This is a genomic window from Rahnella contaminans, from assembly GCF_011065485.1.
Lineage (GTDB): Bacteria > Pseudomonadota > Gammaproteobacteria > Enterobacterales > Enterobacteriaceae > Rahnella > Rahnella contaminans.
Window position 1 is genome coordinate 38,012 of sequence record NZ_JAADJS010000009.1, and the last position, 26,644, is coordinate 64,655.

26 protein-coding genes, 1 tRNA gene and 1 pseudogene are annotated in these 26,644 nt (G+C 50.9%); 11 read left to right on the top strand and 17 right to left on the bottom strand.

The genetic code is table 11. The annotated features are described in order from the left end of the window. Positions 1-64: 64 nt before the first annotated feature. The gene (locus tag GW579_RS23100) at positions 65-361 is read right to left on the bottom strand and encodes an ElaB/YgaM/YqjD family protein (protein WP_152324869.1); all 297 of its coding nucleotides are present in this window, start codon (positions 359-361) and stop codon (positions 65-67) included. Positions 362-663: 302 nt separating this feature from the next. Here GW579_RS23100 and GW579_RS23105 point away from each other — a divergent pair, with 302 nt between their 5' ends. Further along, positions 664-1,860 (top strand): MFS transporter, encoded by a 1,197-nt coding sequence (locus GW579_RS23105; protein ID WP_165062089.1) that lies wholly within the window; start codon positions 664-666, stop codon positions 1,858-1,860. A 125-nt stretch (positions 1,861-1,985) separates the two neighbouring features. After that, positions 1,986-2,321 (top strand): DUF2002 family protein, encoded by a 336-nt coding sequence (locus GW579_RS23110; protein ID WP_152324871.1) that lies wholly within the window; start codon positions 1,986-1,988, stop codon positions 2,319-2,321. A 63-nt stretch (positions 2,322-2,384) separates the two neighbouring features. Here GW579_RS23110 and GW579_RS23115 read toward each other — a convergent pair whose 3' ends face one another. From GW579_RS23115 to pfkB, 3 genes are all read right to left on the bottom strand, one after another. Further along, on the bottom strand, positions 2,385-3,272 hold the full coding sequence (locus GW579_RS23115; protein WP_165062091.1) for an AraC family transcriptional regulator: 888 nt from the start codon (positions 3,270-3,272) through the stop codon (positions 2,385-2,387). Positions 3,273-3,397: 125 nt separating this feature from the next. Then, the gene (locus GW579_RS23120; protein ID WP_152324873.1) at positions 3,398-3,838 is read right to left on the bottom strand and encodes a DUF1198 domain-containing protein; all 441 of its coding nucleotides are present in this window, start codon (positions 3,836-3,838) and stop codon (positions 3,398-3,400) included. 159 nt (positions 3,839-3,997) lie between these two features. Further along, positions 3,998-4,942: a 6-phosphofructokinase II gene (gene pfkB / locus GW579_RS23125; protein WP_165062150.1), complete on the bottom strand. Its 945-nt coding sequence runs from the start codon at positions 4,940-4,942 to the stop codon at positions 3,998-4,000. A 184-nt stretch (positions 4,943-5,126) separates the two neighbouring features. Here pfkB and GW579_RS23130 point away from each other — a divergent pair, with 184 nt between their 5' ends. Then, positions 5,127-5,657: a class IV adenylate cyclase gene (locus GW579_RS23130; RefSeq protein ID WP_152324874.1), complete on the top strand. Its 531-nt coding sequence runs from the start codon at positions 5,127-5,129 to the stop codon at positions 5,655-5,657. Positions 5,658-5,732: 75 nt separating this feature from the next. Here GW579_RS23130 and ygfZ read toward each other — a convergent pair whose 3' ends face one another. Further along, a complete protein-coding gene (gene ygfZ, locus GW579_RS23135) occupies positions 5,733-6,725 on the bottom strand; it encodes a tRNA-modifying protein YgfZ (protein ID WP_165062093.1) in 993 nt (330 codons plus the stop codon). A 279-nt stretch (positions 6,726-7,004) separates the two neighbouring features. Between ygfZ and sdhE the strand changes: the two genes are divergently transcribed. Further along, entirely contained in the window at positions 7,005-7,271 is a 267-nt protein-coding gene (gene sdhE, locus GW579_RS23140; RefSeq protein ID WP_152324902.1) for an FAD assembly factor SdhE, read from the top strand. Next, the gene (locus GW579_RS23145) at positions 7,252-7,704 is read left to right on the top strand and encodes a protein YgfX (RefSeq protein WP_152324876.1); all 453 of its coding nucleotides are present in this window, start codon (positions 7,252-7,254) and stop codon (positions 7,702-7,704) included. The genes sdhE and GW579_RS23145 overlap by 20 nt, the downstream gene beginning before the upstream one ends. 27 nt (positions 7,705-7,731) lie before the next feature. Here the strand turns inward: GW579_RS23145 and fldB are convergent, their stop codons facing one another. After that, the gene (fldB, locus tag GW579_RS23150; RefSeq protein ID WP_152324877.1) at positions 7,732-8,250 is read right to left on the bottom strand and encodes a flavodoxin FldB; all 519 of its coding nucleotides are present in this window, start codon (positions 8,248-8,250) and stop codon (positions 7,732-7,734) included. A 110-nt stretch (positions 8,251-8,360) separates the two neighbouring features. Here fldB and xerD point away from each other — a divergent pair, with 110 nt between their 5' ends. The 6 genes from xerD (at position 8,361) to GW579_RS23180 (ending at position 14,797) form a co-directional block, all read left to right on the top strand. Next, positions 8,361-9,320: a site-specific tyrosine recombinase XerD gene (xerD, locus tag GW579_RS23155; protein WP_165062096.1), complete on the top strand. Its 960-nt coding sequence runs from the start codon at positions 8,361-8,363 to the stop codon at positions 9,318-9,320. A 25-nt stretch (positions 9,321-9,345) separates the two neighbouring features. Then, on the top strand, positions 9,346-10,065 hold the full coding sequence (gene dsbC, locus GW579_RS23160) for a bifunctional protein-disulfide isomerase/oxidoreductase DsbC (RefSeq protein WP_152324903.1): 720 nt from the start codon (positions 9,346-9,348) through the stop codon (positions 10,063-10,065). Positions 10,066-10,071: 6 nt separating this feature from the next. Next, complete coding sequence (gene recJ, locus GW579_RS23165) at positions 10,072-11,805, top strand: single-stranded-DNA-specific exonuclease RecJ (RefSeq protein WP_152324879.1); 1,734 nt, start codon at positions 10,072-10,074, stop codon at positions 11,803-11,805. Positions 11,806-11,935: 130 nt separating this feature from the next. Beyond that, a protein-coding gene (gene prfB / locus GW579_RS23170; RefSeq protein ID WP_152324880.1) for a peptide chain release factor 2 occupies positions 11,936-13,034 on the top strand; the annotation gives its coding sequence in 2 pieces (ribosomal slippage) (positions 11,936-12,010 and positions 12,012-13,034; 1,098 coding nt in all). Positions 13,035-13,043: 9 nt separating this feature from the next. Further along, the gene (lysS, locus tag GW579_RS23175) at positions 13,044-14,573 is read left to right on the top strand and encodes a lysine--tRNA ligase (RefSeq protein ID WP_152324881.1); all 1,530 of its coding nucleotides are present in this window, start codon (positions 13,044-13,046) and stop codon (positions 14,571-14,573) included. Between the two features lie 150 nt (positions 14,574-14,723). Beyond that, a tRNA-Gly gene (locus GW579_RS23180) sits at positions 14,724-14,797 on the top strand. A gap of 197 nt (positions 14,798-14,994) precedes the next feature. Here GW579_RS23180 and argG read toward each other — a convergent pair. The 11 genes and pseudogenes from argG to GW579_RS23990 all read right to left on the bottom strand — a co-directional run. Continuing rightward, complete coding sequence (gene argG / locus GW579_RS23185; RefSeq protein WP_112290320.1) at positions 14,995-16,356, bottom strand: argininosuccinate synthase; 1,362 nt, start codon at positions 16,354-16,356, stop codon at positions 14,995-14,997. A gap of 332 nt (positions 16,357-16,688) precedes the next feature. After that, complete coding sequence (locus GW579_RS23190) at positions 16,689-17,240, bottom strand: cysteine hydrolase family protein (RefSeq protein ID WP_268959682.1); 552 nt, start codon at positions 17,238-17,240, stop codon at positions 16,689-16,691. Between the two features lie 371 nt (positions 17,241-17,611). Then, positions 17,612-18,973, bottom strand: a complete 1,362-nt coding sequence (locus GW579_RS24030; RefSeq protein ID WP_165062098.1) for a VasL domain-containing protein — start codon at positions 18,971-18,973, stop codon at positions 17,612-17,614. A 115-nt stretch (positions 18,974-19,088) separates the two neighbouring features. Continuing rightward, on the bottom strand, positions 19,089-19,559 hold the full coding sequence (locus GW579_RS23200) for a hypothetical protein (RefSeq protein WP_165062100.1): 471 nt from the start codon (positions 19,557-19,559) through the stop codon (positions 19,089-19,091). Positions 19,560-19,611: 52 nt separating this feature from the next. Then, entirely contained in the window at positions 19,612-20,037 is a 426-nt protein-coding gene (gene tssE, locus GW579_RS23205; protein ID WP_165062102.1) for a type VI secretion system baseplate subunit TssE, read from the bottom strand. A 2-nt stretch (positions 20,038-20,039) separates the two neighbouring features. Next, positions 20,040-20,576 (bottom strand): type VI secretion system lipoprotein TssJ, encoded by a 537-nt coding sequence (gene tssJ, locus GW579_RS23210; RefSeq protein WP_235937453.1) that lies wholly within the window; start codon positions 20,574-20,576, stop codon positions 20,040-20,042. Further along, positions 20,557-21,654, bottom strand: coding sequence for a type VI secretion system baseplate subunit TssG (gene tssG / locus GW579_RS23215; RefSeq protein WP_206739030.1), 1,098 nt, complete (start codon positions 21,652-21,654; stop codon positions 20,557-20,559). Before tssG ends, tssJ begins: the two co-directional genes overlap by 20 nt. Beyond that, complete coding sequence (tssF, locus tag GW579_RS23220) at positions 21,618-23,381, bottom strand: type VI secretion system baseplate subunit TssF (protein ID WP_152324887.1); 1,764 nt, start codon at positions 23,379-23,381, stop codon at positions 21,618-21,620. The genes tssG and tssF overlap by 37 nt, the downstream gene beginning before the upstream one ends. A 164-nt stretch (positions 23,382-23,545) precedes the next feature. After that, entirely contained in the window at positions 23,546-24,649 is a 1,104-nt protein-coding gene (locus GW579_RS23225) for a T6SS immunity protein Tli4 family protein (RefSeq protein WP_235937454.1), read from the bottom strand. Next, positions 24,646-26,268, bottom strand: coding sequence for a lipase family alpha/beta hydrolase (locus GW579_RS23230; RefSeq protein ID WP_235937455.1), 1,623 nt, complete (start codon positions 26,266-26,268; stop codon positions 24,646-24,648). Before GW579_RS23230 ends, GW579_RS23225 begins: the two co-directional genes overlap by 4 nt. A gap of 128 nt (positions 26,269-26,396) precedes the next feature. Beyond that, a pseudogene (locus GW579_RS23990) lies at positions 26,397-26,465 on the bottom strand (hypothetical protein); the annotation flags it as partial. Positions 26,466-26,644: the final 179 nt, after the last annotated feature.

Here is a 26,644-nt window from a genome sequence, read left to right on the forward strand (position 1 = left end):
GAGCCACGCGGATGTTTCAGATAATCCCGACACAGGAATGAAACACCGCAAATTGCCTCTTGTGTTACCGACGTCCCAGCAGGACACCGATAACAATACCGATAGCTGCACCGGCACCCACGCCATACCATGGGTTATCTTTTACGTAGTCGTTCGCGGACGCGGCGGCGTCACGGGCATGCTTCGTCAGTGTTTCACCGTTGAAACGTGAACGGGCGTCGCGTAACACGCCTTCAGCTTTGCTGCGGAGTTTATCCAGTTCGTCCTTGGATTTATTTCCGGCAGACTGAAGCACTTCATCCAGCGTGTCAGCCAGCAGGGTTACGTCCTGATCGATTGTCTGTTCTGATTTCTTAGCCATTCTGTCTCTCCTTGTTGTGAACTGTAGCTTTCGTTTTGCTAATGACTAAAGCATAGACCAAAATGTTGTACCGGAGGGCTCTTTGAGAACATCGGGCTATGACTGGGGGTGTTTTCAGGTCATGTAGCTGTCAGGAGAAATCAGGTGTGGCGCGGCTTTGCGTGATGCGGCTCAGATTTCTCTGCAAATGCTTTTGAGCGTTACAGCCAATAACATTTTTTGCGCCGTTTTACGTTTGATCCTCTCCGAAACCTGTTTATGCTATTGATTCCACTCGCAGCGTTTTCATCCCGGTTCTGCCCATGTTTTTAAGTACATTTCGCTCTAACGCAATGCTCAACAAACGCATTCTGTCGTTCATGCTGTTTACTTTCGTCGTCTATCTGACCATCGGTTTGCCGCTCGCGGTGTTGCCCGGTTTTGTGCATAACACGCTGGGGTTTAACTCCGTGCTGGCCGGTCTGGTCATCAGTGTTCAGTATTTTTCGACCCTGATCAGCCGTCCGCATGCCGGTCGCTATGCCGATCTTCTTGGGCCGAAACGGGTGGTGATTTTCGGCCTGATTTGCTGCGCAATGAGCGGCATTTTCTACGCTGCGGCATTTTTCCTGACTGACTGGCCGCTGGCGAGCCTGCTTTTATTGTGTCTGGCGCGCGTTTTTCTTGGCGTAGGTGAAAGCTTTGGCAGCACCGGCACCACGCTGTGGGGAATTGGCGCGGTGGGCGTGAAACACACCGCGCGGGTGATTTCATGGAACGGCGTGGCGACCTACGGCGCGATGGCCGTGGGCGCGCCGCTCGGCGTCATGCTCAATCATGCGTTTGGCCTGATGGGCGTGGCCGTGCTGATTGTGGTTGCCGCAGCCATTGCCGCCGTTCTGGCCTGCCTGAAAGCTGCGATTTCTGTCACCGCTGGCAAACGGATTGCCTTCAAGGCAGTGGTCGGGCGCATCTGGCTTTACGGCCTCGGGCTCGGTTTTGGCACCATCGGATTCGGCGTTATCGCCACCTTTATCACGCTCTATTATGCGGACAAAGGCTGGAGCGGCGCGGCGTTTACCCTCACATTATTCAGCCTCGGGTTTGTGGGTGCGCGTCTGGTTTTCGGCAACATGATCAACCGCTTTGGCGGCCTGCGGGTTTCGCTGGTGTCTTTCGTCTTTGAAATCGCGGGCTTACTGATGATCTGGCAGGGGCACGATCCGCTGTCTGTTCAGCTTGGTGCGTTCCTCACCGGTTCTGGTTTTTCACTGGTTTTTCCGGCGCTGGGCGTCGAGGCGGTGAAACAGGTTCCGCCGCAGAATCAGGGCACGGCGCTGGGGCTGTATTCCGCGTTTCTGGATCTCGGATTGGGCATCACCGGGCCTGTTGCCGGTCTGATTATTTCCCATCTCGGCACGCCTTCTATCTATCTGGCGGCGGCCTTTATGGTAGTAGTGGCGTGGCTGCTCACCCTCAAATTATGGATGCAAACCGGCACCAAAAAACCCGCCGAATAGCCTTTTCATAGCAGGGTTTTGGGGTTTAGATAAATCCTAAATACGCCAAAACTCAGGATTTAGGCATTGTTTGGCAGAGTTATTGCGGTAAGGTCGCCTTGCGGTTAAAGAAGCGAGGAGCAACCATGTATTTACGGCCAGATGAAGTGGCACGCGTTCTGGAAACATCCGGATTTGAACGCGATTATATTGATGATAAAGCATACGGTTATCGCCGTGGCGAACACTATGTGTATGTAAACCGGGAAGCGCGGTTTGGCCGGACTGCCCTGGTAATACACCCGGCGCTGAAAGAGCGCAGCGAACGTTTTGCCGAACCGACGGCATCGTTTCGCAGCAGTGATGCGTATAAAAACTTCCCTCTGGATGTCTCGAGCGACAACGAAACGTATTATGGCATCTGCCACGGTTTCAGCTCGCGGCAGATCCTGGCCAGTTATCTGGATAACGTGTTCAGATAATCCGGAAGAAACAGCGCTGCCGTTCAGTATCAGCCAAGGCAGCGCTGCCTGATGTTCCTTTACTTACTTCAACGGCAGCAAAATATCGGTTTGCTGCGCATGTTCCGGTAATTCCTGATCAAGATGCAGATAGCGGAAATACACCGGGAAATCCCGTAATTCCTCTCCGCTTTGCGGCAACCATTCCCGGTAAAGATAATACACGCTGTCGCTGATGCGGTCATACGCTCCGACGTGCCTGACCACGGCGCAACGCCCGCCCGGCAGGCTTTTCGCCACCACGCCTTGTGGATTTTCGGGCACACGCCCGCCCGATTCAGGGTTTAACTCCCCGCAAACGTCAAAGCGAAAATCTTCACCCGGCGTCACCAGCGGATCGTTGTAGGGAATACCGTATGTCCCGCGTACAGTGTAATCCGACAGCCCCGACGCTTTTCGCCATTCAATGAATTTCGCGACGGTATTGTTCACCGTCATCGGGTCACCGCGATGCTCCAGCACCGCAATGCTCACTGGCGCAACCTCAATAATTTTCACATCCATATTTTCCAGCCTCTGCTGATTTTCCCTGCCGGGAAATTGAAAATGCACATGCCAGTCAACCCAGACGGGAGCTTTGCGAAACTCGCTGGGCGTCAGGCCGAAAGTGTTCCTGAAGGCACGGGAAAACGACTCCGGATTTTCAAATCCGGCATCAAACGCAATCTCAATGATCTTCTCCTGCGGATTTTGCACCAGCCGGAAAGAGGCTCTTTTCAGCCGCATCAGCGTGATGTAACGGCTGACGCTGACGCCGCAAAACTGGCTGAACTGGCGGTGAAAGTGAAACTGCGAAAAGCATGCCACTTCACTTAGCTGTTCAACCGTCATCGGGCTGTCCAGATGCGCCTCAATATAAGCAAACACCTGCTGAAAACGCCGCTGATAAAGATGAGTTTTTTCGTGATTCATTTCCGCTCCTTCAAGGCACTTACTTTGCACGGGTCGCCGCGGGCTTTCCTGACTGAGATTGCTTTTTCATCGTGAAGGCAAAAAAAATGGCCCCGCCAGGGCCATGGGTGAAACACTTCTGAACATCAGACCAGATGGATCTGATTGTAGGTTTCGTTGTAATCGCGACGAAACTGCGCCAGTTCGAAAGGCTCAATATCCAGCTCAGCAAAGTAGAACAGCGCCAGTTCGGCGTGCTCACTGCTGAGCTGAGGCGGCAGGTGCGCGCGCACAAGAATGTTCCGCCAGCGGACAATATTTTCCGGCGAAGCATCTTTGATAAATGTCTGATAAATAAAAACAACGTAGGCCGCTTTGCGGATCTCTTCAGCATAGCCACCGCTGATGGAGCGGATAAACATCTGGCTCTGTCTTTTGCCCATTTCCAGCAGCATTGAATCAATGTAAACCGGTTTAATTTTCAACAGACTGGCGAGAGAAGCGTTCGCTTTACGGGTGTCTGCCGTCATAAACCAATAACCCACAATAAAAACCACAACAATTGCAGCAAGCATAATCCATATCATTCTGGACTCTGGCCTCCGGCCTTTTCTGGCGTGATGTGAAAGGTGCATGCAACACCCGATGCTGCGAGTTTATCTGCTAATGAAAGGAAATACGTGAAGGTGTGACAAAGAATTTACGCTCCGCGACGCCGGGAGACCTCGCGGAACGCATTCAGGGAATTAATGTGCCAGTGTTTGCTGGCATAAATACTTATAAATCTGCTGAGTATCTTTATCCGAACACAGCCGTGTGCCGATGTTCAGCGTCGCTGCGCTGCCCGCGGCAACGCCGAAACGCACAATGTCGTGCAGATCAGCACCGGCGGCGAGTTTGAGCGTCATCGCGCCTACCATGCTGTCACCCGCACCGACGGTACTCATTTTTTTCACCGGCGGCGGAACCACCTGGAATGCACCTTGCGCATCAACGGCCAGTGCACCCTGCGGCCCGAGTGAAACCACGACGCGCTCGGCTCCGCCTTCGCGGATAATTTTCTGCGCCGCGGCCAGCACGTCGCCCGGATTTTCCAGAGGCCGCCCGACCAGCGCAGAAAGCTCGTTCTGGTTTGGTTTCACCAGCGCCAGACCACCCAGTTTCAGGCCCGCGGCCAGTGCATCACCTGAACTGTCGAGAATGCAGCGCAAACCGGCGTCCTGAGCTTTGCGGATAAGATCGGTGAGCGCGTTAATGTGCGTGCCGGGTGGCAAACTGCCGCTGATCACCAGTATTGAACCGGCAGGAACATTTTCGATTTTTGCACTCAGGCTGGCGAATTCAGATTCTGTCAGCCGCGCACCGGGCATGACAAACCGGTATTGCTCACCGGTATTTTCGGTATGGACATGCAGGTTTTGCCGCGTCCAGTCCTGGGTTTCTACTGTTTCGGTGGCTATCCCTTCATCAAGAAGTAACTGCTTTAGATGCTCTCCGGTCGGGCCGCCAATCGGGAACAGCGCCGTCGCCTGCCCGCCAAGGTGGACAATGGCGCGGGCAACGTTAATGCCGCCTCCCCCAGGCTCAAAGACCGGCGCGGTACAACGCAGTTTCCCTTCGGGATAAATCTTGGGTGTTAGTGTGGCACTGTCGAGTGAAGGTGCCAGAGTCAGCGTAAAAATTTTGGTCATCATCGTTCCCTCAGTTTTCCAAAAACTCCCATGAGGTTAGCACCCTGATCCGATTTTGCAGCCTCTTATTGCGTATTTAGTAAGCGAGATCAAACCTCCTTGCCGCGGAGCATTCTGTCACGGTAAGGTCAACGGATGTTCATCAAAGACACGTAAAAAAGAGTCAACTTTAAGGGAGTAAGCGATGGCCAGAAATATTGAGATTAAAGCGAAGGTTGATGATTTTTCCTCGCTGTACGAAAAGATTGCGCTGATATCCGACGGACTGCCGGACATTATCGGGCAGGATGATACCTTTTTTATCTGCCCGCACGGACGCCTGAAACTGCGCACGCTGGCGGCGGATCGTGGCGAACTGATCTTCTATCAGCGACCCGATCAGGCAGGGCCGAAAACCAGCTTCTATATGCTTTCTGAAACGCACGATCCTGACAGTCTGCGTGAAACGCTCACACTGGCCTACGGTGCGGCAGGCAGGGTTATCAAGCAGCGCACGCTTTTTATGCTCGGCCAAACCCGTCTGCATCTCGACCGCGTAAAAGGGTTGGGCGATTATCTGGAGTTTGAAGTGGTGCTCGAAGATAGCGAAACACCGGAGCAGGGCATTGCGATTGCTGAGGATTTGCTTGAACGGCTGGGGATCGACCGGCAGGAACTGGTGGATCAGGCGTATGTCGATTTGCTTAATCAGAAAGGCAAACATCACCACGCTTAAGCCGGATATCACGTTGAGAATTGCCGCCTTCTTTTAACCGTTCGGTCATGAAGAGGGCGGCAGCGAGCTTTCGGATTACTTAGTCTCTTCCAGCGAATACGGCAGCGGCTGGATACTTAAATGGCTGGTTGTATCATCGCGAACGCGCAGGCTGGCGTCGGCTTCCAGGTCGTTGTTAAGAACGGCCTGAACCCAGACGGTGCCATCACTGAGCTGAACTGCCGCCAGCACGGTGCCGGTTCGACGCCAGTTTTCACCAAGTTGCAGTTCGAGATCGTCAGCCGGAGCCGGTACTTTTGAGGCTTTACCGGATAACCAGTACAGCGCGCGCTTGTTCGCGCCACGGTATTTTGCCCGTGCGACCATCTCCTGACCGGCGTAGCAACCTTTGGTGAAACTGATCCCGTCCAGCGCCTGAATATTGGTGGCCTGCGGGATAAACTGCGCAGTATTGGCGGTATCAATAACCGGGAAACCGGCTTCAATATCCAGCGCCAGCCACTGCTGGCTGTCGTTGCGCTGTGCCTGCTCACCCAGTTCTTCCACTACCTGACGGGCTTTTTCCGGGCTGGTGACAATCAGAAAACGTTCCGCGGGCAGGGAGAAATGCAGCAGAGTCGTTTCATCCTGCTGTATGACCGGCTGTTCTGCTGTTGGCAGCGTCGAGAATAACCCCGTCAGCGCAGCGCTGGCCTGAAAACCGGCCACACCGAGCAGCACCACGTCATCATCGGCGGTAAACGTAATTTTCGAAAACACGGCATATTTCTTTATTTCATTCAGCTGCGTGTCGCGCAGATTGCGGCGCTCGATATAGGCCATGCCATCGCCACGCGTGAACAGACGCAGGTTGCTCCACATTTTCCCTTTGGCGTCACAGTGGGCGCAAAGAATGTGGTGATCGACCGGCAGGGCATCGATGTCTGCCGTCACCTGACCTTGCAGGTATTTCACCGTATCGGCGCCGGTCATGGTCACCAAAGCCCAGTCTTCCAGTGAAATCAGGGTCAGCGGCAGATGCGAAGACGCTGAAGGTTTTTGCGGTGGAAAGGGGAATGCGTTAGCCATTTTCTTATCCCGGTCAATGAAATGTGACTGATGCTTCATGGTAAAAGAGCCTACCGCCTTTGAAAACAGTTATTGGTGCCTTTTACGGGATGCTTTCCAGAGAATGTAAAGCCAGTGACAGGTTTGCAGCAGGTTTTACGGCACATCACGTAGATTGACAAAACAGGGCACTGAAAAGTTACTTATGACGGCTGACGGCTGATAGAATCGCTTTCTATATAAAAGAATTCTCATTCTGTATCCCAAAAAAAGAGTCTCATTATGGAAAGCAAAAACCAACTGGATATCAATAACCGTTCCCGTATTCACTGGGCCTGTCGCCGCGGTATGCGCGAGCTGGATATCTCCATCATGCCGTTTTTCGAACATGAATATGATTCGCTGCCCGATGCCGACAAAGAACTGTTTGCCCGTCTGCTGACCTGTGACGATCCGGATTTGTTCAACTGGCTGATGAATCACGGCGAGCCGCAAGACACAGAATTGCAGCGCATGGTGGCCCTCATTCAGACTAGAAACAAAGCCCGTGGCCCTGTGGCGATGTGATCTCAGGGTGTCCTGGCGCAGTCAGCTCATTTCACTGGGGTCTTACGGTGGTGTGATGTTACTGATTTTGCTGGCACCCTGGCCTGCCGGCTACTGGCCGGTATGGATGACATTACTTTTGCTGGTGCTCTTTGAATGCATCCGCAGCCAACGCCGTATTACGGCCCGTACCGGCGAAATTGTCCTGCTTGAGGATAACCGCCTGTTGTGGCGTGGCCATGAATGGCAAATTAAGCAGCCGGTCTGGATGATCAGCAGCGGTGTGCTGCTGACATTGCGTCGTGAAAAACGCAAAGGCGGGCTGGCGCAGGCGATGCGCAGCTCAAGACAGCGGCTATGGCTGGCGTCTGACAGTATGGGGCCGGATGAATGGCGGCACTTGCGCCAGATCTTGCTGAGCGGAGATCCCCGTAGCCCGGCTGAACCGGGCTGAGGTAATTACTGGTTCGTTGGCGAACGGCTACAGCAGGGCGTCCATTTCCAGCAGGATCTGCTCGCACCACTGTTGCAGGCGCTTATCGGTGAGATCAAACTGGTTTACGTCGTCGAGCGCGAGGCCGACAAAATGTTTACCGTCGGCGCTGAGCGGTTTCGGGCTGGTAAATTCGAAACCTTCCGTCGGCCAGAATCCGATGAAGTGAACGCCCATCGGGAGCAACTGATGGTAAAGCATGCCGAGCGCGTCGAGAAACCACTCGCTGTAACCGAGCTGATCGCCCATGCCGTACATGGCGACAATTTTCCCGCGCAATTTTAGCGTAGGCAGCTCATTCCAGACGGCCTCCCAGTCTTCCTGAATTTCGCCGAAATCCCATGTCGGGATGCCGAGGATCAGGATGCTGTAGTCTTCCATCTTATCGGGATCAACATCTTTAATGTTGTGCAGATCAACCAGCTCTTCGCCCAAAATATCGCGAATTTTCTCCGCGGCCATTTCGGTATAACAGGTGCTGGAACCGTAGAAAAGTCCAATTTTCATGCTTGCTGCCATAACGTCATCAGAATACGAATGGCAGGCAGTGTAGCAGATTTGGGCGAATGAAAGGCATAATGGCGGGTGTAGTCTGTACGCAAGCAACAGGAGTCGGGATGCCAAAACAAGATAATGCAGGCCATCAGGAGTTAACGCCTGAACAGGCTGCGCAAGCTGTCAATCAGGCCGATCAGGGTCTGACGGAACAGTTTCTCGATATGCTCTGGATTGAGCGCAATCTCGCAGAAAATACGCTCTCGTCTTATCGTCAGGACCTGAAATCGCTGCTGGGCTGGCTGCATCATAACGAAACAGATTTGCTGCACGTCAGCGCCGAAGATTTACAATCTTTTCTGTCTGAGCGCATTGAAGGTGGCTATAAAGCGACCAGCTCCGCGCGCCTGCTCAGTGCGATGCGTCGCCTGTTTCAGTACATGAACCGCGAATCGGTGCGGCAGGATGACCCGACGGCGCTGTTGTCCTCGCCGAAACTTCCGCAGCGTTTGCCCAAAGATCTGAGTGAAGCCCAGGTTGATGCGCTGCTGGCCTCGCCGGTGGTGGATGTTCCGCTTGAGCTGCGTGATAAAGCCATGCTCGAATTGCTCTATGCCACCGGTTTGCGTGTCTCCGAACTGGTAGGGCTGACGCTCAGCGATATCAGCCTTCGGCAGGGCGTGGTGCGGGTGATCGGTAAAGGTAATAAAGAACGGCTGGTGCCGATGGGCGAAGAAGCGGTGTACTGGCTGGAGAATTATTTCGAGCACGGAAGGTCGTGGCTGCTGAACGGTCAGTCTCTGGATATTGTATTCCCCAGCAACCGGGCGCAGAAAATGACGCGGCAGACATTCTGGCATCGCATCAAACACTATGCGATCCTTGCCGGTATTGATGCGGAGCGGTTATCCCCCCACGTGTTGCGCCACGCATTTGCAACCCACTTGTTAAACCACGGTGCAGATCTCCGCGTTGTGCAAATGTTGTTAGGCCACAGTGACTTATCAACAACTCAAATTTATACCCATGTAGCGACTGAACGACTCAAACTGCTACATCAACAACATCATCCCCGCGCGTGACGTGCCAGGGAAAAAGGACGAAATGATGAAAAAAGGTTTAATGCTGCTGACCCTTCTGGCTGCGTGTATAAGCTCCGCAGCGCAGGCTGACGATGCTGCAATCAAAGCCACGCTGAACAAGCTGGGAATGAACAATGCCGAAATTCAGACGACGCCGGTCACCGGCCTGAGCGCGGTTTCCACGGACAGCGGCGTCATTTACATCACTAATGATGGTAAACACGTTTTACAGGGTCCGATGTACGACGTCAGCGGCAGCCAGCCGGTTAATGTGACCAATAAAGCGCTGGTGAAAAAGCTCGATGCGCTGCAAAACGAGATGATTATCTACAAGGCCAAAAACGAGAAGCATGTGATCACCGTTTTTACAGACATCACCTGCGGCTATTGCCACAAGCTACATCAGCAAATGCAGGACTATAACGACCTCGGCATTACCGTGCGTTATCTGGCCTTCCCGCGTCAGGGGCTGAATTCCAAAACTGAAAAAGATATGCAATCCATCTGGTGTACCGGCAACCGCAAAACCAGTTTTGATGCGGCGATGCGTGGAGATGACATCACGCAGGCGACCTGTAAAAGCAGCGATATCGCGAAACATTTCGAGCTGGGCGTGCAGTTTGGCGTCACAGGCACTCCGGCCATTGTGCTGGAAGACGGTACTTTGATCCCGGGTTATCAGCCGCCAAAAGAAATGGCCGCGATGCTTGACCAGCGTGATCCTTCACATAAAACCGGTGGTTGATTTTTCGTGACCTTGCAGACTCAACTTCGCCGCCGTGAGGTGGCAACTGGCGTGGATCTTCCCGCTGAACTTTCCCCGTTATTACGCCGGTTATATCTGGCCCGTGGCGTTAAGCAGAGCAAAGAGTTGGAGCGTAGCGCAGCAGGTTTGCTGCCGTATCAGCAACTTGATGGCATCGCTACTGCGGTGAAATTGCTGCAAAAAGCCCTGAGCGAGCGGATGCGCATTATTATCGTCGGCGATTTTGATGCCGATGGCGCAACAAGTACGGCGCTCACGCTGCTTTCTTTGCGCAGTATGGGATGCGGTAATCTGGATTATCTGGTGCCGAACCGTTTTGAAGACGGCTACGGCCTCAGCCCGGAAGTGGTGGAACAGGCTGCATCGCGCGGTGCGGAGCTGATCCTGACCGTCGATAACGGGATCTCATCGCACGCCGGTGTGGAGCTTGCTCACGCCAAAGGCATTCAGGTGCTGGTTACCGACCATCACCTGCCGGGCGAAACGTTGCCGGACGCCGAAGCGATCATTAACCCCAATCTGCACGGTTGTGAGTTCCCGTCTAAATCTCTGGCGGGCGTTGGCGTCGCGTTCTACCTGATGCTGGCGCTGCGAAGTGCATTACGTGAAAGCGGCTGGTTTGAGCAAAACAATCTGGTGGTTCCGAATCTTGCGGAACACCTAGATCTGGTTGCGCTGGGCACGGTCGCGGACGTCGTGCCGCTTGATGCCAACAACCGCATCATGGTGTATCAGGGCCTTAACCGAATCCGTGCCGGAAAATGCCGGGCAGGGATCCGCGCTTTGCTCGAAGTGGCGGGGCGCGAAGCCCGCACATTGTGCGCCAGTGATTTAGGTTTTGCGCTCGGGCCACGGCTCAATGCCGCCGGTCGCCTCGATGATATGTCCGTCGGCGTGGCGTTATTGCTCAGCGAGGATATCGGTCAGGCACGTGCGCTGGCCAGCGATCTGGATGCGCTGAACCAGACGCGTCGTGAAATAGAGCAGGGCATGCAGGTTGAAGCGCTGGCGCTGTGCGACAAACTTGAGCGCAGCACCGACGCATTGCCTTTCGGGCTGGCGATGTACCATCCGGAATGGCATCAGGGCGTCGTGGGTATTCTGGCTTCGCGCCTGAAAGAACGCTTTAACCGGCCGGTGATCGCGTTCGCCCCAGCGGGCGACGGTATTCTCAAAGGTTCTGGTCGCTCAATTGCGGGTTTGCACATGCGTGATGCGCTCGAGCGCCTGGATACGCTCAATCCCGGTCTTATGTTAAAGTTTGGCGGTCATGCGATGGCGGCAGGTTTGTCACTCGAAGAAGGCAAATTCGACGAGTTTCGCGATCGTTTTGCTGAACTGGTGGGTGAATGGCTGGATCCGTCACATCTTGAAGGCGTGGTCTGGTCGGACGGCGAACTTTCCGGGCATGAGCTGACGATTGATACCGCAGAAATGTTGCGCAATGGCGGCCCGTGGGGACAGGCATTCCCGGAACCGACGTTTGACGGCACCTTTCGTATCCTGCAACAGAAATTACTGAAAGAGCGCCACCTGAAGCTGATGATCGAACCTGTCGGCGGCGGCCCGCTGCTCGACGGCATCGCGTTTAACATCGATCCGACATTCTGGCCGGACAGCAGTATCCGCGAAGTGCAGCTGGCATACCGGCTGGATATCAATGAATTTCGGGGAAATCGCAGCGTTCAGTTGATCATCGAGCATTTATGGCCGAAATAAGCGATTTTCACCCGCAATAAACCCTGCAAAAAAACGGCTCGTTGCTATAAAAAGACCGCTAATTCCGTTAGAATCGGCGGTTCGAATGGCATTGGGCCAACTCCGAATCTAACGTAAGACGCGAAAAATCATGTTTGAAATTAATCCGGTTAAAAACCGCATTCAGGACCTGTCCGAGCGGACAGTCGTTCTTCGGGGGTATCTTTGACTATGATGCCAAGAAAGAACGCCTCGAAGAAGTAAACGCCGAGCTGGAACAGCCGGACGTCTGGAACGAACCTGAACGCGCACAGGCGCTGGGTAAAGAACGTTCCTCTCTGGAAGCTATCGTTGAAACCATTGATGAGTTGTTGCAGGGTGCCGAGGATGTTACCGGCCTGCTGGAACTGGCTGTTGAAGCCGACGATGAAGACACTTTCAACGAAACCATCGCTGAACTTGATGTGCTGACCGGCAAGCTGGAACAGCTTGAATTCCGTCGCATGTTCTCCGGCGAATACGACAGCGCCAGTTGCTATCTCGACATTCAGGCGGGTTCTGGCGGTACTGAAGCACAGGACTGGGCGAGCATGCTGCTGCGTATGTATTTGCGCTGGGCAGAAGCCAAGGGTTTCAAAACCGAAGTTATTGAAGAATCTGACGGCGAAGTCGCAGGGCTTAAATCCGCGACCATCAAAATCATCGGTGATTATGCGTTCGGCTGGCTGCGTACTGAAACCGGCGTTCATCGCCTGGTGCGTAAGAGCCCGTTCGACTCCGGTGGCCGTCGCCATACGTCTTTCAGTTCCGCGTTTGTGTATCCGGAAGTGGATGACGATATCGAAATCGAAATTAACCCTGCCGACCTGCGTATCGACGTATACCGCGCGTCCGGTGCGGGTGGTCAGCACGTCAACAAAACGGAATCTGCGGTACGTATTACCCACCTTCCGACCAATATTGTGACTCAGTGTCAGAACGACCGCTCCCAGCATAAAAACAAAGATCAGGCCATGAAGCAGATGCGTGCGAAGCTTTATGAGTATGAGATGCAAAAGAAAAATGCGGACAAACAGCAGCTCGAAGACAACAAGTCTGACATCGGCTGGGGCAGCCAGATTCGTTCTTACGTGCTGGACGATTCCCGTATCAAAGATTTACGCACGGGCGTCGAAACGCGAAATACGCAGGCCGTACTGGATGGCGACCTGGATAAATTCATTGAGGCAAGTTTGAAAGCCGGGTTATGAGGAACCAAAATGTCTGAGCAACAACCAGCAGCGCAAAGCGCAGAAACCGTACCAGATCTTAACAACGAGCTGAAATCTCGTCGTGAGAAGCTGGCTTTACTGCGCGAATCCGGTATCGCTTTCCCTAACGATTTCCGTCGTGACAGCATCTCTGATGAATTGCATGCGAAATACGGCGAAAAGACTAACGAAGAGCTGGAAGCCTTAAACATCGAAGTCACTGTCGGTGGCCGTATGATGACCCGCCGTATCATGGGCAAGGCGTCTTTCGTGACCCTGCAAGATGTGGGTGGCCGTATCCAGCTTTACGTTGCGCGTGATGATCTCGCCGAAGGTATCTACAACGAGCAATTCAAAAAATGGGATCTGGGCGATATCCTGGGTGCGACCGGTAAACTGTTCAAAACCAAGACCGGCGAACTGTCGATCCATTGTTCTGAACTGCGTCTGCTGACCAAAGCACTGCGTCCGTTGCCGGACAAATTCCACGGCCTGCAGGATCAGGAAGCGCGTTACCGTCAGCGTTACCTCGACCTGATCGCTAACGAAGATTCCCGTAAAACCTTCAAGATCCGTTCTCAGATCATGTCAGGCATCCGCAGCTTCATGGTGGAAAACGGTTTCATGGAAGTCGAAACCCCGATGATGCAGGTGATCCCGGGTGGCGCAGCGGCTCGTCCGTTCATCACTCACCACAATGCACTCGACATCGACATGTACCTGCGTATCGCGCCGGAACTGTATCTGAAGCGTCTGGTTGTTGGTGGTTTTGATCGCGTGTTCGAAATCAACCGTAACTTCCGTAACGAAGGCGTTTCTCCGCGTCACAACCCAGAGTTCACTATGATGGAACTCTACATGGCATACGCGGATTACAAAGACCTGATCGTTCTGACCGAAACTCTGTTCCGCACCCTGACAGAATCCGTTCTGGGCAGCAGCGTTGTGCAGTACGGCGACCAGACCTTCGATTTCGGCAAGCCTTTCGCCAAGCTGACCATGCGTGAAGCGATTTGCAAATACCGTCCTGAAACCAACGTTGCCGATCTCGACGATCTGGCGAAAGCGACCGCGATTGCTGAATCTATCGGTATCAAAATCGAGAAGAGCTGGGGTCTGGGTCGTATCGTGACTGAAATCTTCGAAGAAACCGCCGAAGCGCAACTGATCCAGCCAACCTTCATTACCGAGTACCCGGCAGAAGTTTCTCCGCTGGCGCGCCGTAATGATGAGAACCCTGAAATCACTGACCGTTTCGAATTCTTCATCGGTGGTCGTGAAATCGGTAACGGCTTCTCCGAGCTGAATGACGCAGAAGACCAGGCACAGCGCTTTGCTGACCAGGTTTCTGCGAAGGATGCCGGCGATGACGAAGCGATGTTCTTTGATGAAGACTACGTGACAGCGCTGGAACACGGCCTGCCACCGACTGCCGGTCTGGGCATTGGTATCGACCGTATGGTTATGCTGTTCACCAACAGCCATACCATCCGTGACGTTATCCTCTTCCCGGCGATGCGTCCGCAGACACAGAAATAAGTTGCCTCAGAAACAACAAAAGGGCGCTCCGGCGCCCTTTTTCATGCGGCAGATCACGCGATGCGCTAACTGCTTAAAACTCCAGCGCTTATCCGCAATCACGCCTTGCTCCGCCGCCGTAACCGGTTATAATGCCAGTCGCACACCGATGCGGGTGTAGTTCAATGGTAGAACGGCAGCTTCCCAAGCTGCATACGAGGGTTCGATTCCCTTCACCCGCTCCAAAAACTTCCTTCTCTAAACCTCTTTATTACCCCAAAAAAATTTGCTCCCTAATCCCGTTTATTCGTATTTCCCGTACGACGTTTTTAGCTGCCTAAATTTTGATACCAGAATATAAAACGATGCAAATCAGCCCCCTCACCGGCGAAGGAGAGGGGGCTGATTCATGTAAGTTCCAGCAAACTCGTTTTAGCTAAAATTACTTATTCTTTACCTGCAAGCCGCGTGGCAGATTATTGTTATCCACCTGCGGTAAACCGGTAGAAGCAGATGAGGTCAGTAAACCTGTCTCTACGTAGTTTTGCAGCTTCTCACGGGTATCGGTGATATCCAGATTACGCATGGTCAGCTGACCAATACGGTCATCAGGAGAGAATACAGAATCACCTTTCTCCATGGTCAGACGTTCTGGTTTGTACGTCAGATTCTCAGACACGGTATTCATGATGGTGTAGTCGTTGCCGCGACGCAGTTCCAAAGTGACTTCACCGGTGATTTCGCTGGCGACCCAACGCTGAGCGGAGTCACGCAGCATCAGAGCTTGTGGATCGAACCAGCGGCCCTGATACAGCAGACGACCCAGCACACGGCCATTCGCATGGTATTGCTCGATGGTGTCTTCGTTATGAATACCGGTCAGCAGACGCTCGTAAGCGATGTGCAACAGTGCCATCCCGGGAGCTTCGTAAATGCCACGGCTCTTGGCTTCGATAATACGGTTTTCAATCTGATCGCTCATACCCAAACCGTGACGACCGCCGATGCGGTTGGCTTCCATCATCAGCTCAACGCTGTCGTCAAAGGTCACGCCATTCAATGCAACCGGATAACCCCGTTCAAAACGGACAACCACTTCTTCCGCTTTGACGACCACATTCTCGTCCCAGAATTTTACGCCCATAATCGGGTTAACGATTTTGACGCCGGAATCCAGGAATTCCAGATCTTTGGCTTCGTGCGTCGCGCCCAGCATATTGGAGTCAGTGGAGTAAGCTTTTTCGGTCGACATTTTGTAGTCAAAACCGGACTGAATCATAAATTCAGACATCTCATGACGACCACCCAGTTCATCGATAAAGTCGGTGTCCAGCCACGGTTTATAAATTTTCAGTTCAGCATTGGTCAGCAGGCCGTAACGATAGAAACGTTCGATATCGTTACCTTTATAAGTGCTGCCGTCGCCCCAGATATTCACGCCGTCTTCTTTCATTGCGGCAACCAGCATGGTGCCGGTCACAGCACGGCCCAGCGGCGTGGTGTTGAAATAAGTCACACCGGCAGTGGTATTGTGGAATGCGCCACACTGAATAGCGGCAATGCCTTCGGCAACCAGCTGTTTACGGCAATCAATCAGGCGAGCTTTCTCGGCACCGTACTCCATCGCTTTACGCGGAATGGCATCGTAATCTTCTTCATCAGGCTGGCCCAGGTTTGCCGTGTAGGCATAAGGAATCGCTCCTTTCTTTTGCATCCAAAGCAGCGCGGCACTGGTGTCCAGACCGCCGGAGAATGCAATACCCACACGCTGATTGATAGGAAGGTGCTTAAGAATAGTTGTCATCGATAAAATCCTGTATGAATTAGGTCAGTCTGGTAAAGGTCTCAATGCCTATATTAATATCGCAAAACCGGCGTCGGGTAAAAGAAATTTTGCATATTTATGCGCATTTAATTGCATGACTATTTAGTAATCACGCGTGGGAAGCGTTGTTTCATTCAAAATCTCTTAAAATGTTGATGCGATATTTTTACGGGTTTTGTCTTGCAGCTATGAGGTTAAAATCTAAAGCGGGAAGCCACCAAAGTAAACCAGCGTTTAGACGTGGGTTTTACTCTGATGACACATCCATCACCTATGCCAAGTGTCTTCAAACTATTAATTTTGAAAACTATTTACTGGTGCCAGAATTCATATTCATCGGTTGAAATCAGCTTAACGAACGGGCCGTTTAGCGTCCGGTTGTGGTGAGCAATAATTGCCGGGGCGGGCAAAATGGGCGTATCCATTGTGGTATGCGCATCTGAAATCAGAACAGGGCGAAATCCCAGATCGGCTGCCGCACGGCAAGTTGTATCAATACAAAATTCGGTTTTCATCCCCGCTATAACCAGCTCATCAATTGATTTTTGATGCAGCCAGTCTCCTAACCCGGTTCCCGAAAAGCAGCTCGGACGGGTTTTATCGAAAATTTTATCGTGTGAGTTATCAATTTTGAGCTCCGGCACTAATTGTGTCAGTGGTGTGCCCGGCGCAAAGGGGGAATCTGCGGGCCCGGTATGGCGGGCAGCAAAAATGGGTATTTGTGAGTGGCGGGCTTTTTCAATCAGGCGATTGATATTGGCGAGCACCCGCAGGGCATCGTGGGGTTTATCCGCGCCGTTAAACAGGCCGACCTGCATATCAATAATTAATAATGCACGTTTTTTTATCAGGGGATCAGACAAGATATTTCTCCTTAAAGTGCCGTTTTGGCCAGGAGAAAAAATGATAACCCGGCCATTGCGAGCGGGTGGTTGGATTCAGTTTTTCTAACGCACAGCATCCAGACAACCCGTTAACGGGGTTGTGGTCGTTGTTGTCCGGGTGACGCGCAGGAATTTTTTCATCACCTGACAATATAAAAGCGCCTGTTGTGCGTCAATTTTTTTTGCCTGAAGCAAGATTGGCTCTGGCTGATGATGTAACTTTTATTCAAGCTGCAAATTCAGAGTGTCACTCCAATTGCGCTTAGATGGGTTCTCCCACTGTTCAAAATGCCCTCTAAATAATGCTCTATAAAAGCCTTCCCTGGCCGCTTTGTTGATTGGAACTTAAGTTAAGGCTTAGCCTGCCCCAGAGTGAGTAATGCATACCTGTTTATTAACTGAGAAAACTGATTATCCAGTTGAATCGTCAGTGCTGGCGGAACCTCAGTATTTTGTTGTTTTATTTCGGCCAGTTTTCTCAAGGATTCTTCAACGGGTGGAGAATTGTTAAGTGTCTGCTGGAGGGTAAATACCGATGATTTCAGCTGGGAGACGGTCATATATTTTCCGCGTTGCTCATCCAGTCCGTTGAGTTTGTCTGCCAGTTGCTGCAGTTGCGCATTCGCATCACGCCAGCCATTGAGATCATTCATTGGAATAGCATTGGCATTAAGTTGTTGCGTCCAGTTTTTTGCCAGGCGGTCAGTTTCCGGGTTATCTGGCCATAAGGTTTTTGCCTGCTTCACCAACTGTATACCTGTGTCTTGCGCCCAACGTGGCGAAAGCGACGCGAGGCGAGACATCTGTTGTTGCGTTGCGGCAATAAACTTTGGGGCATCACGTTGTAGTATGTCTGCCTGCTGTACTTTCAACGTTTCAAGTGCGTGCGCATTTAACGGTTTAGGTAATACCGTAAGTTGCGCCATGAGTGGTTGACCCGCGTCAGCGTGATGGAACGCTGTGGTGCCCGTGAAGATCCCTGCGCCAGCCAGCAGCGTTGCCCCAATACCGGCCACAAATCCTTTCCACTGAATTGAGCGTTTTGCTGGCACCGGGGAACTAATCATAATTTGCGACTCTTCCGGTTCTGCTTGTGCGACATAAATCCACTGTTCACGCGGCTGGGCAGGTAACTCTTTTTCGGCTTTTTCTATCGCTGCTGAAGAAAGCACGATAGTTGAGTCATTTGTGGCATACATATTCTCGAGCCTGACGGCTGCGCCGTGCATAAAACTGCTCAATGTTTCCAGCTGGCTAACGTGCTTAAGTTCTATACGCTGCAACGTATCGCACAGTGCGACGATCAACTTCTCCGCCTGATAAATTTGCGGTAAATCGCGATATTCCAGTGTCATGCTTCGCAATGACTGGTGCAGACGCTGGCTCAGGCCGGACAGTATCTCCACACGGGCATGTGCAGGCTGCGGCCATAAACTGGACCATTGCCGGGAAACCAATGCTTCGAGAATAGCCAGCCCTTCATTCAGTCCGGCCAGGCCGGTAAGTTGCAATCTGGCTTGCGTATACCATGAAGCAGTTTGCAGCTCTATTCCGTTTTGTTGAAACAGGTGCAGGCACAGTTGTTCAACTTTCTGCCAGTTCACATCCGGACGGGCAGGATGAGTCAGCTTGCTCAGTTCTTCGCGTAAAATGGCATAATCAGCCAGCGCGCGAGGGTCGCCACCGGTGCGCAGCTGGCGTTCAATAGACATGGGCGTTTTCCTTAACTGATGTAATTCTGCTGTCTTATTTGATGTATTTGCACTGGCCTTCCGCGATATTCCCGAAGGCCAGTGGATTTAAGTGTTCAGATGATGGAGTTAAGGGTCACGACAATAAGCCTTCAATCATGTTGAAAAATACGTCCTCACTGAACACTCCTCCAGGTTGTGTAGACCAACCCGCCGGACGCCATGTCCAGTGATTTTGCTCTGTGGACCGCATAAACAAACGACAAAGGGAGGTAGGAATCCCCTCACCGCAGAGACTGGCTTCCACACATCCCGTTACGCCCTGGCCATATAAAAAAACAGGCGTGAATTTCACCATTCTGTTTTCATATTGAAGCTGAATCCCGGGAATGCTGAAGGTCTTCCCGCCTATAAGCAATTCAACCAATGAAACGGAAGTGCTTTGAGTCTGAATACCCGTGCCTGTCAACCATGTCTCCATATTCTCCTGAAGCTGACTCATCTGTTGTTGAAACTCTGCGATGTCAGCCTGAGCTCTATTTTCAAATACGTTACGGCCCGGCTGTTTGTCCTGTAGTTTTTTTAAAAAACGTTCTTTTGCTGACATATTTCCTCTGTCATTGATGATTAGAGGTGATATTCAGAATAAAATCTGGCTATCACACATAATTCTGCTGTTTCATATGCCGCATAAGTACCCGACCTTCCGGCATAAATTCTGTACCAAATCGAATTAAACCGAACTCTTTAAGCTCTGCGTCAATGGCATATTCCAACTGACCTGGCCGGGATTGGGGCAGTAATATGACGTTAATTCTCTTTACCCGAGGTTCGTATTTCAGCAGTGTTTCTGACAGAACGTTCATCAGGGAATGTGCTGTGCCGGGCATTCCCTGCAAAATCTTACTCATGTCCGGTAAGCCGTAGTCGGGTAAATGACTGAGCGTGCCTGCGCGGCAGTTAAGGATGCGCTGCATATTGTCGAGAACCGAGAGAATCACCTGATTCTTTTCGCTCACATGGTGAAGATCGAGGCCGCCGGCGAAATTGCCCAGCAGCATTTCGTAAAGAGAAGGTTGAGACATAGTTAGTCATCCTTGAGAGGGACAAGCGTGAGTCCATGATTGTTCAGCTCAATCTCACGAGCTTTATCCGGATCAAGATCTTCACGGCTCAGCACCACGCGCCAGGTATTGTTAGCAATATCGGGTGCCAGGAAAAGTCCGGCGATGGCGACGAACTCAGTTTTTTCATCCATTGGAACATCAATCGTAACGGCAGCGCCGGGACGAATTCGGATATCTTTTTCAGAGATCAGATCGGCTTTGATTGCCTGGCTGTCTTCGGCGAACAGAGAAGGATAATCCGTGCCGTCGAAGACTTTTCTGTCCTTTAACTGATAAATACGCACCACAGTTGCCAGCGGAGCACCGCTATCATTGTTGTTGATGGCATCCCGTGCCCTGATATCCAGGTGCAGAGTTTTTATCTGTTTGTAGAAAATAGATTTGGTCATGGACACAGTGCCATCGCTGATTTTTTGTGTCAGCCCGCACCCGCTCAGCATTGAAATTGTTGCAAGTGTCAGTAACGCTAAGCGGGTTTTACCAGCGGTAATCGCCATGTTCATCGGTCTCCCTTCGGTGAATATTTTCCTGAATGCGCTGATAGCGGCCAAGATTAATTGTGATCATTTCGGTTTTGATTTGCAGCGCTGAACGAGTTCGCAGCGAACGCATCACTGCGGTTCTGCCAAGCAAAATGCCAGAACTTTTGGGCTGGCAAGAAAGCCGGGCATCAGGTAATAAAGTTCGCAAAACGGACAACTGTAAACGTACATGTAACCGTGATCCCAGATACACCTGCAATAAAGCCAGTAAGTCGGTATGCAATTGCCCGCCAGGCAACCACTCTCTTGATTCATCGGGGTTATCAGTTTTCAGTTGTAGTAATACCTGACTGTTAACATCTGTCGCATAATTGCCCATCACCGGGCTGTTGCTCATATTTACCGGTTGACGCGCGCACATAGTCAGCGGTTTATGCAGGGGAATACGGCAGTGGTCATGGGGTATGACTTTGGCCTCTGTATCCGGTGCCAGCAACTGCACCAGCGCGATAATGCCTTCGCTGGTTCGGGTGGGCAGCCTCATCATGCTGGTCAGCGCCAGAAAACGTGAGACGGGTGTAGCAATGTTATGCGCACAACCCTCAATACCCAGGCCACAAAGGCTGAGCAGGTATTTCGACGTTTTGTCCGTACCGCCAGTGGTGAAACTCGCCGGATAAGAATACTTTCGCCAAATGCGGTAGTACTGGGTGATCAGACGGTGGTTAAAAATATCTAAAAAATCGCTGACGGCCTCATACCCTTCGCGGCGCTGAGTTATATCGTCGATATACGATGTCGGCAGCGGCGATTCCACACCATACAGCCCCATAAATGTGGTCCGGATAGTGGGGGGAAGATGCGGTTGATCGGGTATTTCGACCCGTTTGAATTCACTGGCGGGAAATCCCATTCCCGGATGCGGACGAAAACGGACCGGATCATGCCGGACCTGCCAGTGGCTGCCCAATGCGGGTGCTTCAGGCTGACTTTGCTCAATCAACTGGCAGAAGCGATAAAATTGAGTGTAAGGGAGCGAATCTCTCAGTTGCTCGATCAGCCTGGCAGGCGCTGATTGTGGTTCTCTTTCCATCGGATACATTTCCCGGCAGGCTGGACAATGAGGGTTAACTGATTGAATAAATGAATATCAGCATAAAGAGCGAAGAAACGGTTGAGCATTTCGCCGAACAGATGGATATCGCCATCGCCGGTAAAACCATTTCCGTCCAATGTGATTTCGATATCGATACCGCGCAGCAGAAAACCTTTTTCAAAACGTTGAATCTGGTGATGCTGAACATGCTGGATGGCATCCAGGCGGCGGTTATTCATTTCGTCGCCTTGCCAGTTATACAGTTCAAGTGTCCCTCGCAATACTTCCGCGCTGCTCATCAGATTGAGATAACTGGAACCTAGGTGACTCAGTACACGCCACTGGAAATGATCTTCGGCGGGCGGGTACGAGGGCAGTGTTGGCTTGCAGAGATTGCGCACTTTTAAGGGAGTCTGGAGCACCATTTCACACCGGTCGAGCAGGGTGCTTTGCAATGCTTTACGGGGTAACTGACCGTTGGTGCCCGTAATTTTGAGCGAAACCGCCTCACGTGCAAAGAGTCTGTCAGCTTCCCATTGCTGCCCGCCCAAAATCAGCCAAGTATCGTGCAATCCTGTTACGCCACGCTTCACGCGGGTATGAAAAAAGCGCTCGGGTGCATGGCGTCTTTGCATGCCGCCGCGGTGACGGAAACTGGTAAACGGGACATAAGTCGCGTCTGCCGTACGTTGCGATCCGATTACTGAGTCTACGGAATAGATTTCGGTGTGGCCGTCCTGCAAACGGCGCGGGCGAAGCAGATACTCATTTTCCAACCCGTTTACAATCAGCGGATCAGCTTCCAGCGTGAACAGGTTTACGACCGGTACGCAGTGCAGCTGAAGGGCATCGTCAGTCACCGGTAAATCGCTTTGCCACTGATTGTTCAACACAACTTCGACATCAAAATAAGGGATGCCGGCAGGCAACGTTATGTCTTCCAGCCCGTTAAGGTGTACAAACATAAACTTTTCGCGGAAGGTGAAATATTCCAGCAGTAACTGATAGCCGCTGAATGCACTATCACCTTTTGGCCACAGCAGATCCTCGTCGGCAAAACCGCCGGGAGCGAACCAGCCATCCAGTTTTATCCGGTCATCCTGATTGGGGAGGCGCAGATAAAGTGCCGCCTGGGAGCGGGTGAGCGCCAGATGCAGCGCACTGCTGACCGGCGCATCACTTGCCAGATAAAAACACAGGTGTCGCAAATCGACCTGTGACCAGTCGGCCTGTGAACTGCACGTCAGACGCAGACGGAGTACAGAACGCCCATCAGGTTCCGTTGCCATCGTTACTTTAGAAACAACCAGCGGATTAAGTACGACGTCGCGTGTCGTTCGATACTGACAGACAGTGTTTTTGGGCCCGACAGGGCGGGAGTAAACCTCCATGCCGACGGGAACAATCTCGTCCATTTTCATTGCGGGGACATCAGGCGTAAGTGCCACGATAGAAAGTGAGGGAATGGTGCGCAGATAGTGCGGCCACAACATGCTCACCAGTCCTTCGGTAAACTCCGGCAAGTCGTCATCAATTTTTTCGCGTAGTCTGCCCATCGAAAAGGCAAAACCTTCGAAGAGACGTTCTACGTAAGGATCAGGGATTCCGGGTTTATCGAGATCGAGCATCGCCGCCCGGTCAGGATGAGTTTGTGCAAACTCTTTAGCTGCATCACGCAAATAGCGCATTTCAGCATCGTAATAACGCAGGGTTTGATCTTTCATGTGTGTGCCCATAAAAAGTAAACAACAATATTACTGAATAGAAAGTAAGGACTGCATCAGGACACATAATTAGCTTTAAGTTTATGATTGATGTGTCCAGATGGGATTTCATAAATAGCTACCACAAAATTAGTATCCCGCACCCGCCATATTTTCTGCGCTTATCAAAAAGCATTTGGTCGGTAGCGTATCGTTTTCACCAGCCCGTCCCAGATTTCCACCATCTCAGATTCCGAGTATTGGGTCAGCTTATCGGTATTACCTAATCCCACATCTATCCAGGGTTTTGTTGGGCTGGCAATCATTTCGTTAGCATTTAAAGTAAAGTCATAAATGGGGAATGTCCCTTCGATGCTGTTACTTTTCTGCATTCCGGTACTCAGCCATTCCTGAGCCGGGATCTCGTTGGGGTGTAATTCACCATATTTAACGGTATGAAAATGTGCGTCGGCCTGCTCCTCTTCAATGGCAACACGCCGGCTCAGTAATGTACTGTCTGACCCGACATAGGAATTATCTGTACCCATGGAAAAATAAAAATCATTTACTTCATAGGTAAATGAGATTTTTTCTTTGTGAGGTCCACCATCGTCCTTAATAAAACCGTTCGGAATACAAACTCCTTTTTCTGTCGGTATTTCCTCATCCTTACGGCCACTTAATCTTGAAATCAAAGATTTCATCTCCGATAACATTGCGGGTTTGGTATTTGATTGAGCTTCTGTGAAGCCCAATCTTAAATATTTAGCTTTTTTTTCGTGGTCTTTGGGGGCTGAAAAATCACGAATTTTAGCGGTAATAATAAATGCCGTCATACCTGAATAAACATGTGCTTCAAGTTTTCTGTATATATCTGGCGTACCCAATTTACTATAATCAAAGATAACCCCATGTTCATCTGGTAGCCGAACCACCTCCTTCAAAGATGCAGGGTATTTAGATTTGCTTTTTTTATTTTCCGGAGCATCGAGCAGCGCCTTCTCCCTCAGCATAATTCTTTGCTGGAACGCAGGCTTATATAACAGTTGGCTATCAATTCTGAAGCTATCAATAAAAATCATATCTTTAAGTGTGTTATTAAATGATCCAGGTACATCAATCAAGTAACGTCCGATGCACTGGGTTTTTATATTGGTAAACAGAGCATTTATCATCGAATTATCCTTTTTATTTAGTATTGATGCCTGTGCGGTCTGTGTAAATAATATTCCTGCCACCACTATCGCACATGCATAAAATTGCGGTTTATATTTAAGCTTTGTGATCAAGTGGAAGGCACCTCTTGCACCATTTTTGCAATGGCCCGCAGCGTAAACTGCAAAGATGGCCGATTTTTAATGTCCGCCATATTATCGACGTTATAAGCTTCCTGATGGCCAACATTGGTGGCAAGTACGCTTTTTATCCCATTGTAACTTCGAATAACACTTACTGATTCTACCGGGACAGTGCCATCGCCCGGTGTCTCTGAGGATTTAAGTTGGTACATCTGAGATTTATGGAAACTCCCAGGGATATCACGATGATCATTTGGCAGCTTTTTATTGTATTCATGGGTATTTTTGGGATAGGTTATTGACGTTTTATTCCACGTCAGAGATCTATCAGATTTAATTTCGTTGCCGTAAAAAAGATAAGTATTCGAGTGATAAGTATTGTCCAACTCTTCAATAAAAGGCTGTACCGTTGTAGATACAAGATCACTATATTCAGACCAGTTATTTTCACTGATTGCACTATCTTTATCAATAATATCCGACTCATACAACCGCCACCACAATGTCTTATTGAGATAAATTTCACTGAACGGGTCTCCTGTTTTTGGCAAAATCAAATCACTACCATCTTCATCTCCCCCTTTAATCGTTAACCAGGGGGCTCCATCAATATATTTCGCTGATGGCAGTAGTTGTAATGGTGCAGGTGCCCGGGCTAAGACCGGCATTAGTTCGGTAGCAGATTTTCCTAATACAATCCCCGCGGCCCCTTCCTGGCGTGCCCCAATTTTCATTCTTCTATATGCAGCCGGGGAACCGAGGTCGGGAATCACTCCGTGCACAATGCCCAATATTTTGTCCTGCCCGCCTAATATCTGCGAAGCGTAGCGGGCAATTAGCCCGCCCATTGAGTGTGTCACCAGAACCACCTTTTCCACGGCCACGCCATGCCCATGGAGGTGTTTATAGGTATCGATTACTTTATCAATATAGATAACCAGTTTTTTTGCGGATTCAGCATTATCCGCAAGCCAGTTATAACCAAACACGTGTACCGGGAATAAAAACTTCTCAAAATGATCAATTTCGCTGCGGGTTAAAGCCGCCTCGGCGGGTTCCTCAGTACCCAGCTTTTTTTCTAGTAGCTGGCTGAGTGTGCCACTTCCCTTTACACACCCCTCCTGGCCCGGTAATCCGTTGATCAGAGCCCTCTGCCAATCATCCAACAGTGCGCCTTGTAAAACGGTTAAAAAATCCCCGTAACAAAAAGAGAGCGCTTCACCCCACTTGCGCTCTTTACGGCTCGGGAACAGGTGGCCTTCATCAGAGATAGGAGAATAAATGCTTTTGTTGGTTTTCCCGCGATCGTCAACGTCTGTGCTGTCCGGATTTAGTAATTCCCTGCGTACTTTTCCATCTTTTTTCACCCAACTAAAATAAGTCTCGATATCATCATCACCTCGCCATATTGCCTTATGAAATTTTTCAGTAGACATTAAGTTTGTCCCCATCACACCGGGGAGAAATATGACCGGTATCGCCTTCGTCGGGGGTTTGAGGAGTATCGCTTTAACATCTTTATCGGTCGGTTGAAGCGCAGCGCCTTCCCAGAATACGTTGCCGTTTTCATCCCATTGGGGCAGGTGGCAAGTAGTGTTTGCATTTGACATGCCCATTATCCTTAATGTGTTGTCTGTTTCATAAATGGCAGTACGGGTCCAAGGCATGATGAAGAAGTCACGAGCCACATTCTCTAGTGAGCAAACTGAGGTTTGAAGTAACCATAACCGGAATAAACTTAACGATATCGAAGGGTTTTTATGATCTCATTCCATATCTCCAGAACCTGATTATCTGTGAGCTTTTCATCTTTCGGGTTTTATTCCACATAATATTAACGAAAAGAACAGGTTTGGTTTCTGAAGCTTCTTCATCATTAATGAGAAGGTAAAAATCGAAATACTCTTTACCACCCCGCTTAAAGTATTTAGCTTGCCATTCCTGTACAGGCAGCCCATTGATGTACTGACCTGATAACATAGCCCC

What these genes read in the sequence shown, in the direction of transcription:
- GW579_RS23100 (WP_152324869.1), bottom strand. Translation starts at nt 361, where the DNA reads ATGGCTAAGAAATCAGAACAGACAATCGATCAGGACGTAACCCTGCTG.
- GW579_RS23105 (WP_165062089.1), top strand. Translation starts at nt 664, where the DNA reads ATGTTTTTAAGTACATTTCGCTCTAACGCAATGCTCAACAAACGCATT.
- GW579_RS23110 (WP_152324871.1), top strand. Translation starts at nt 1,986, where the DNA reads ATGTATTTACGGCCAGATGAAGTGGCACGCGTTCTGGAAACATCCGGA.
- GW579_RS23115 (WP_165062091.1), bottom strand. Translation starts at nt 3,272, where the DNA reads ATGAATCACGAAAAAACTCATCTTTATCAGCGGCGTTTTCAGCAGGTG.
- GW579_RS23120 (WP_152324873.1), bottom strand. Translation starts at nt 3,838, where the DNA reads ATGATATGGATTATGCTTGCTGCAATTGTTGTGGTTTTTATTGTGGGT.
- pfkB (WP_165062150.1), bottom strand. Translation starts at nt 4,942, where the DNA reads ATGACCAAAATTTTTACGCTGACTCTGGCACCTTCACTCGACAGTGCC.
- GW579_RS23130 (WP_152324874.1), top strand. Translation starts at nt 5,127, where the DNA reads ATGGCCAGAAATATTGAGATTAAAGCGAAGGTTGATGATTTTTCCTCG.
- ygfZ (WP_165062093.1), bottom strand. Translation starts at nt 6,725, where the DNA reads ATGGCTAACGCATTCCCCTTTCCACCGCAAAAACCTTCAGCGTCTTCG.
- fldB (WP_152324877.1), bottom strand. Translation starts at nt 8,250, where the DNA reads ATGAAAATTGGACTTTTCTACGGTTCCAGCACCTGTTATACCGAAATG.
- xerD (WP_165062096.1), top strand. Translation starts at nt 8,361, where the DNA reads ATGCCAAAACAAGATAATGCAGGCCATCAGGAGTTAACGCCTGAACAG.
- dsbC (WP_152324903.1), top strand. Translation starts at nt 9,346, where the DNA reads ATGAAAAAAGGTTTAATGCTGCTGACCCTTCTGGCTGCGTGTATAAGC.
- lysS (WP_152324881.1), top strand. Translation starts at nt 13,044, where the DNA reads ATGTCTGAGCAACAACCAGCAGCGCAAAGCGCAGAAACCGTACCAGAT.
- argG (WP_112290320.1), bottom strand. Translation starts at nt 16,356, where the DNA reads ATGACAACTATTCTTAAGCACCTTCCTATCAATCAGCGTGTGGGTATT.
- GW579_RS24030 (WP_165062098.1), bottom strand. Translation starts at nt 18,973, where the DNA reads ATGTCTATTGAACGCCAGCTGCGCACCGGTGGCGACCCTCGCGCGCTG.
- GW579_RS23200 (WP_165062100.1), bottom strand. Translation starts at nt 19,559, where the DNA reads ATGTCAGCAAAAGAACGTTTTTTAAAAAAACTACAGGACAAACAGCCG.
- tssE (WP_165062102.1), bottom strand. Translation starts at nt 20,037, where the DNA reads ATGTCTCAACCTTCTCTTTACGAAATGCTGCTGGGCAATTTCGCCGGC.
- tssJ (WP_235937453.1), bottom strand. Translation starts at nt 20,576, where the DNA reads ATGGCGATTACCGCTGGTAAAACCCGCTTAGCGTTACTGACACTTGCA.
- tssG (WP_206739030.1), bottom strand. Translation starts at nt 21,654, where the DNA reads ATGGAAAGAGAACCACAATCAGCGCCTGCCAGGCTGATCGAGCAACTG.
- tssF (WP_152324887.1), bottom strand. Translation starts at nt 23,381, where the DNA reads ATGAAAGATCAAACCCTGCGTTATTACGATGCTGAAATGCGCTATTTG.
- GW579_RS23230 (WP_235937455.1), bottom strand. Translation starts at nt 26,268, where the DNA reads ATGTCAAATGCAAACACTACTTGCCACCTGCCCCAATGGGATGAAAAC.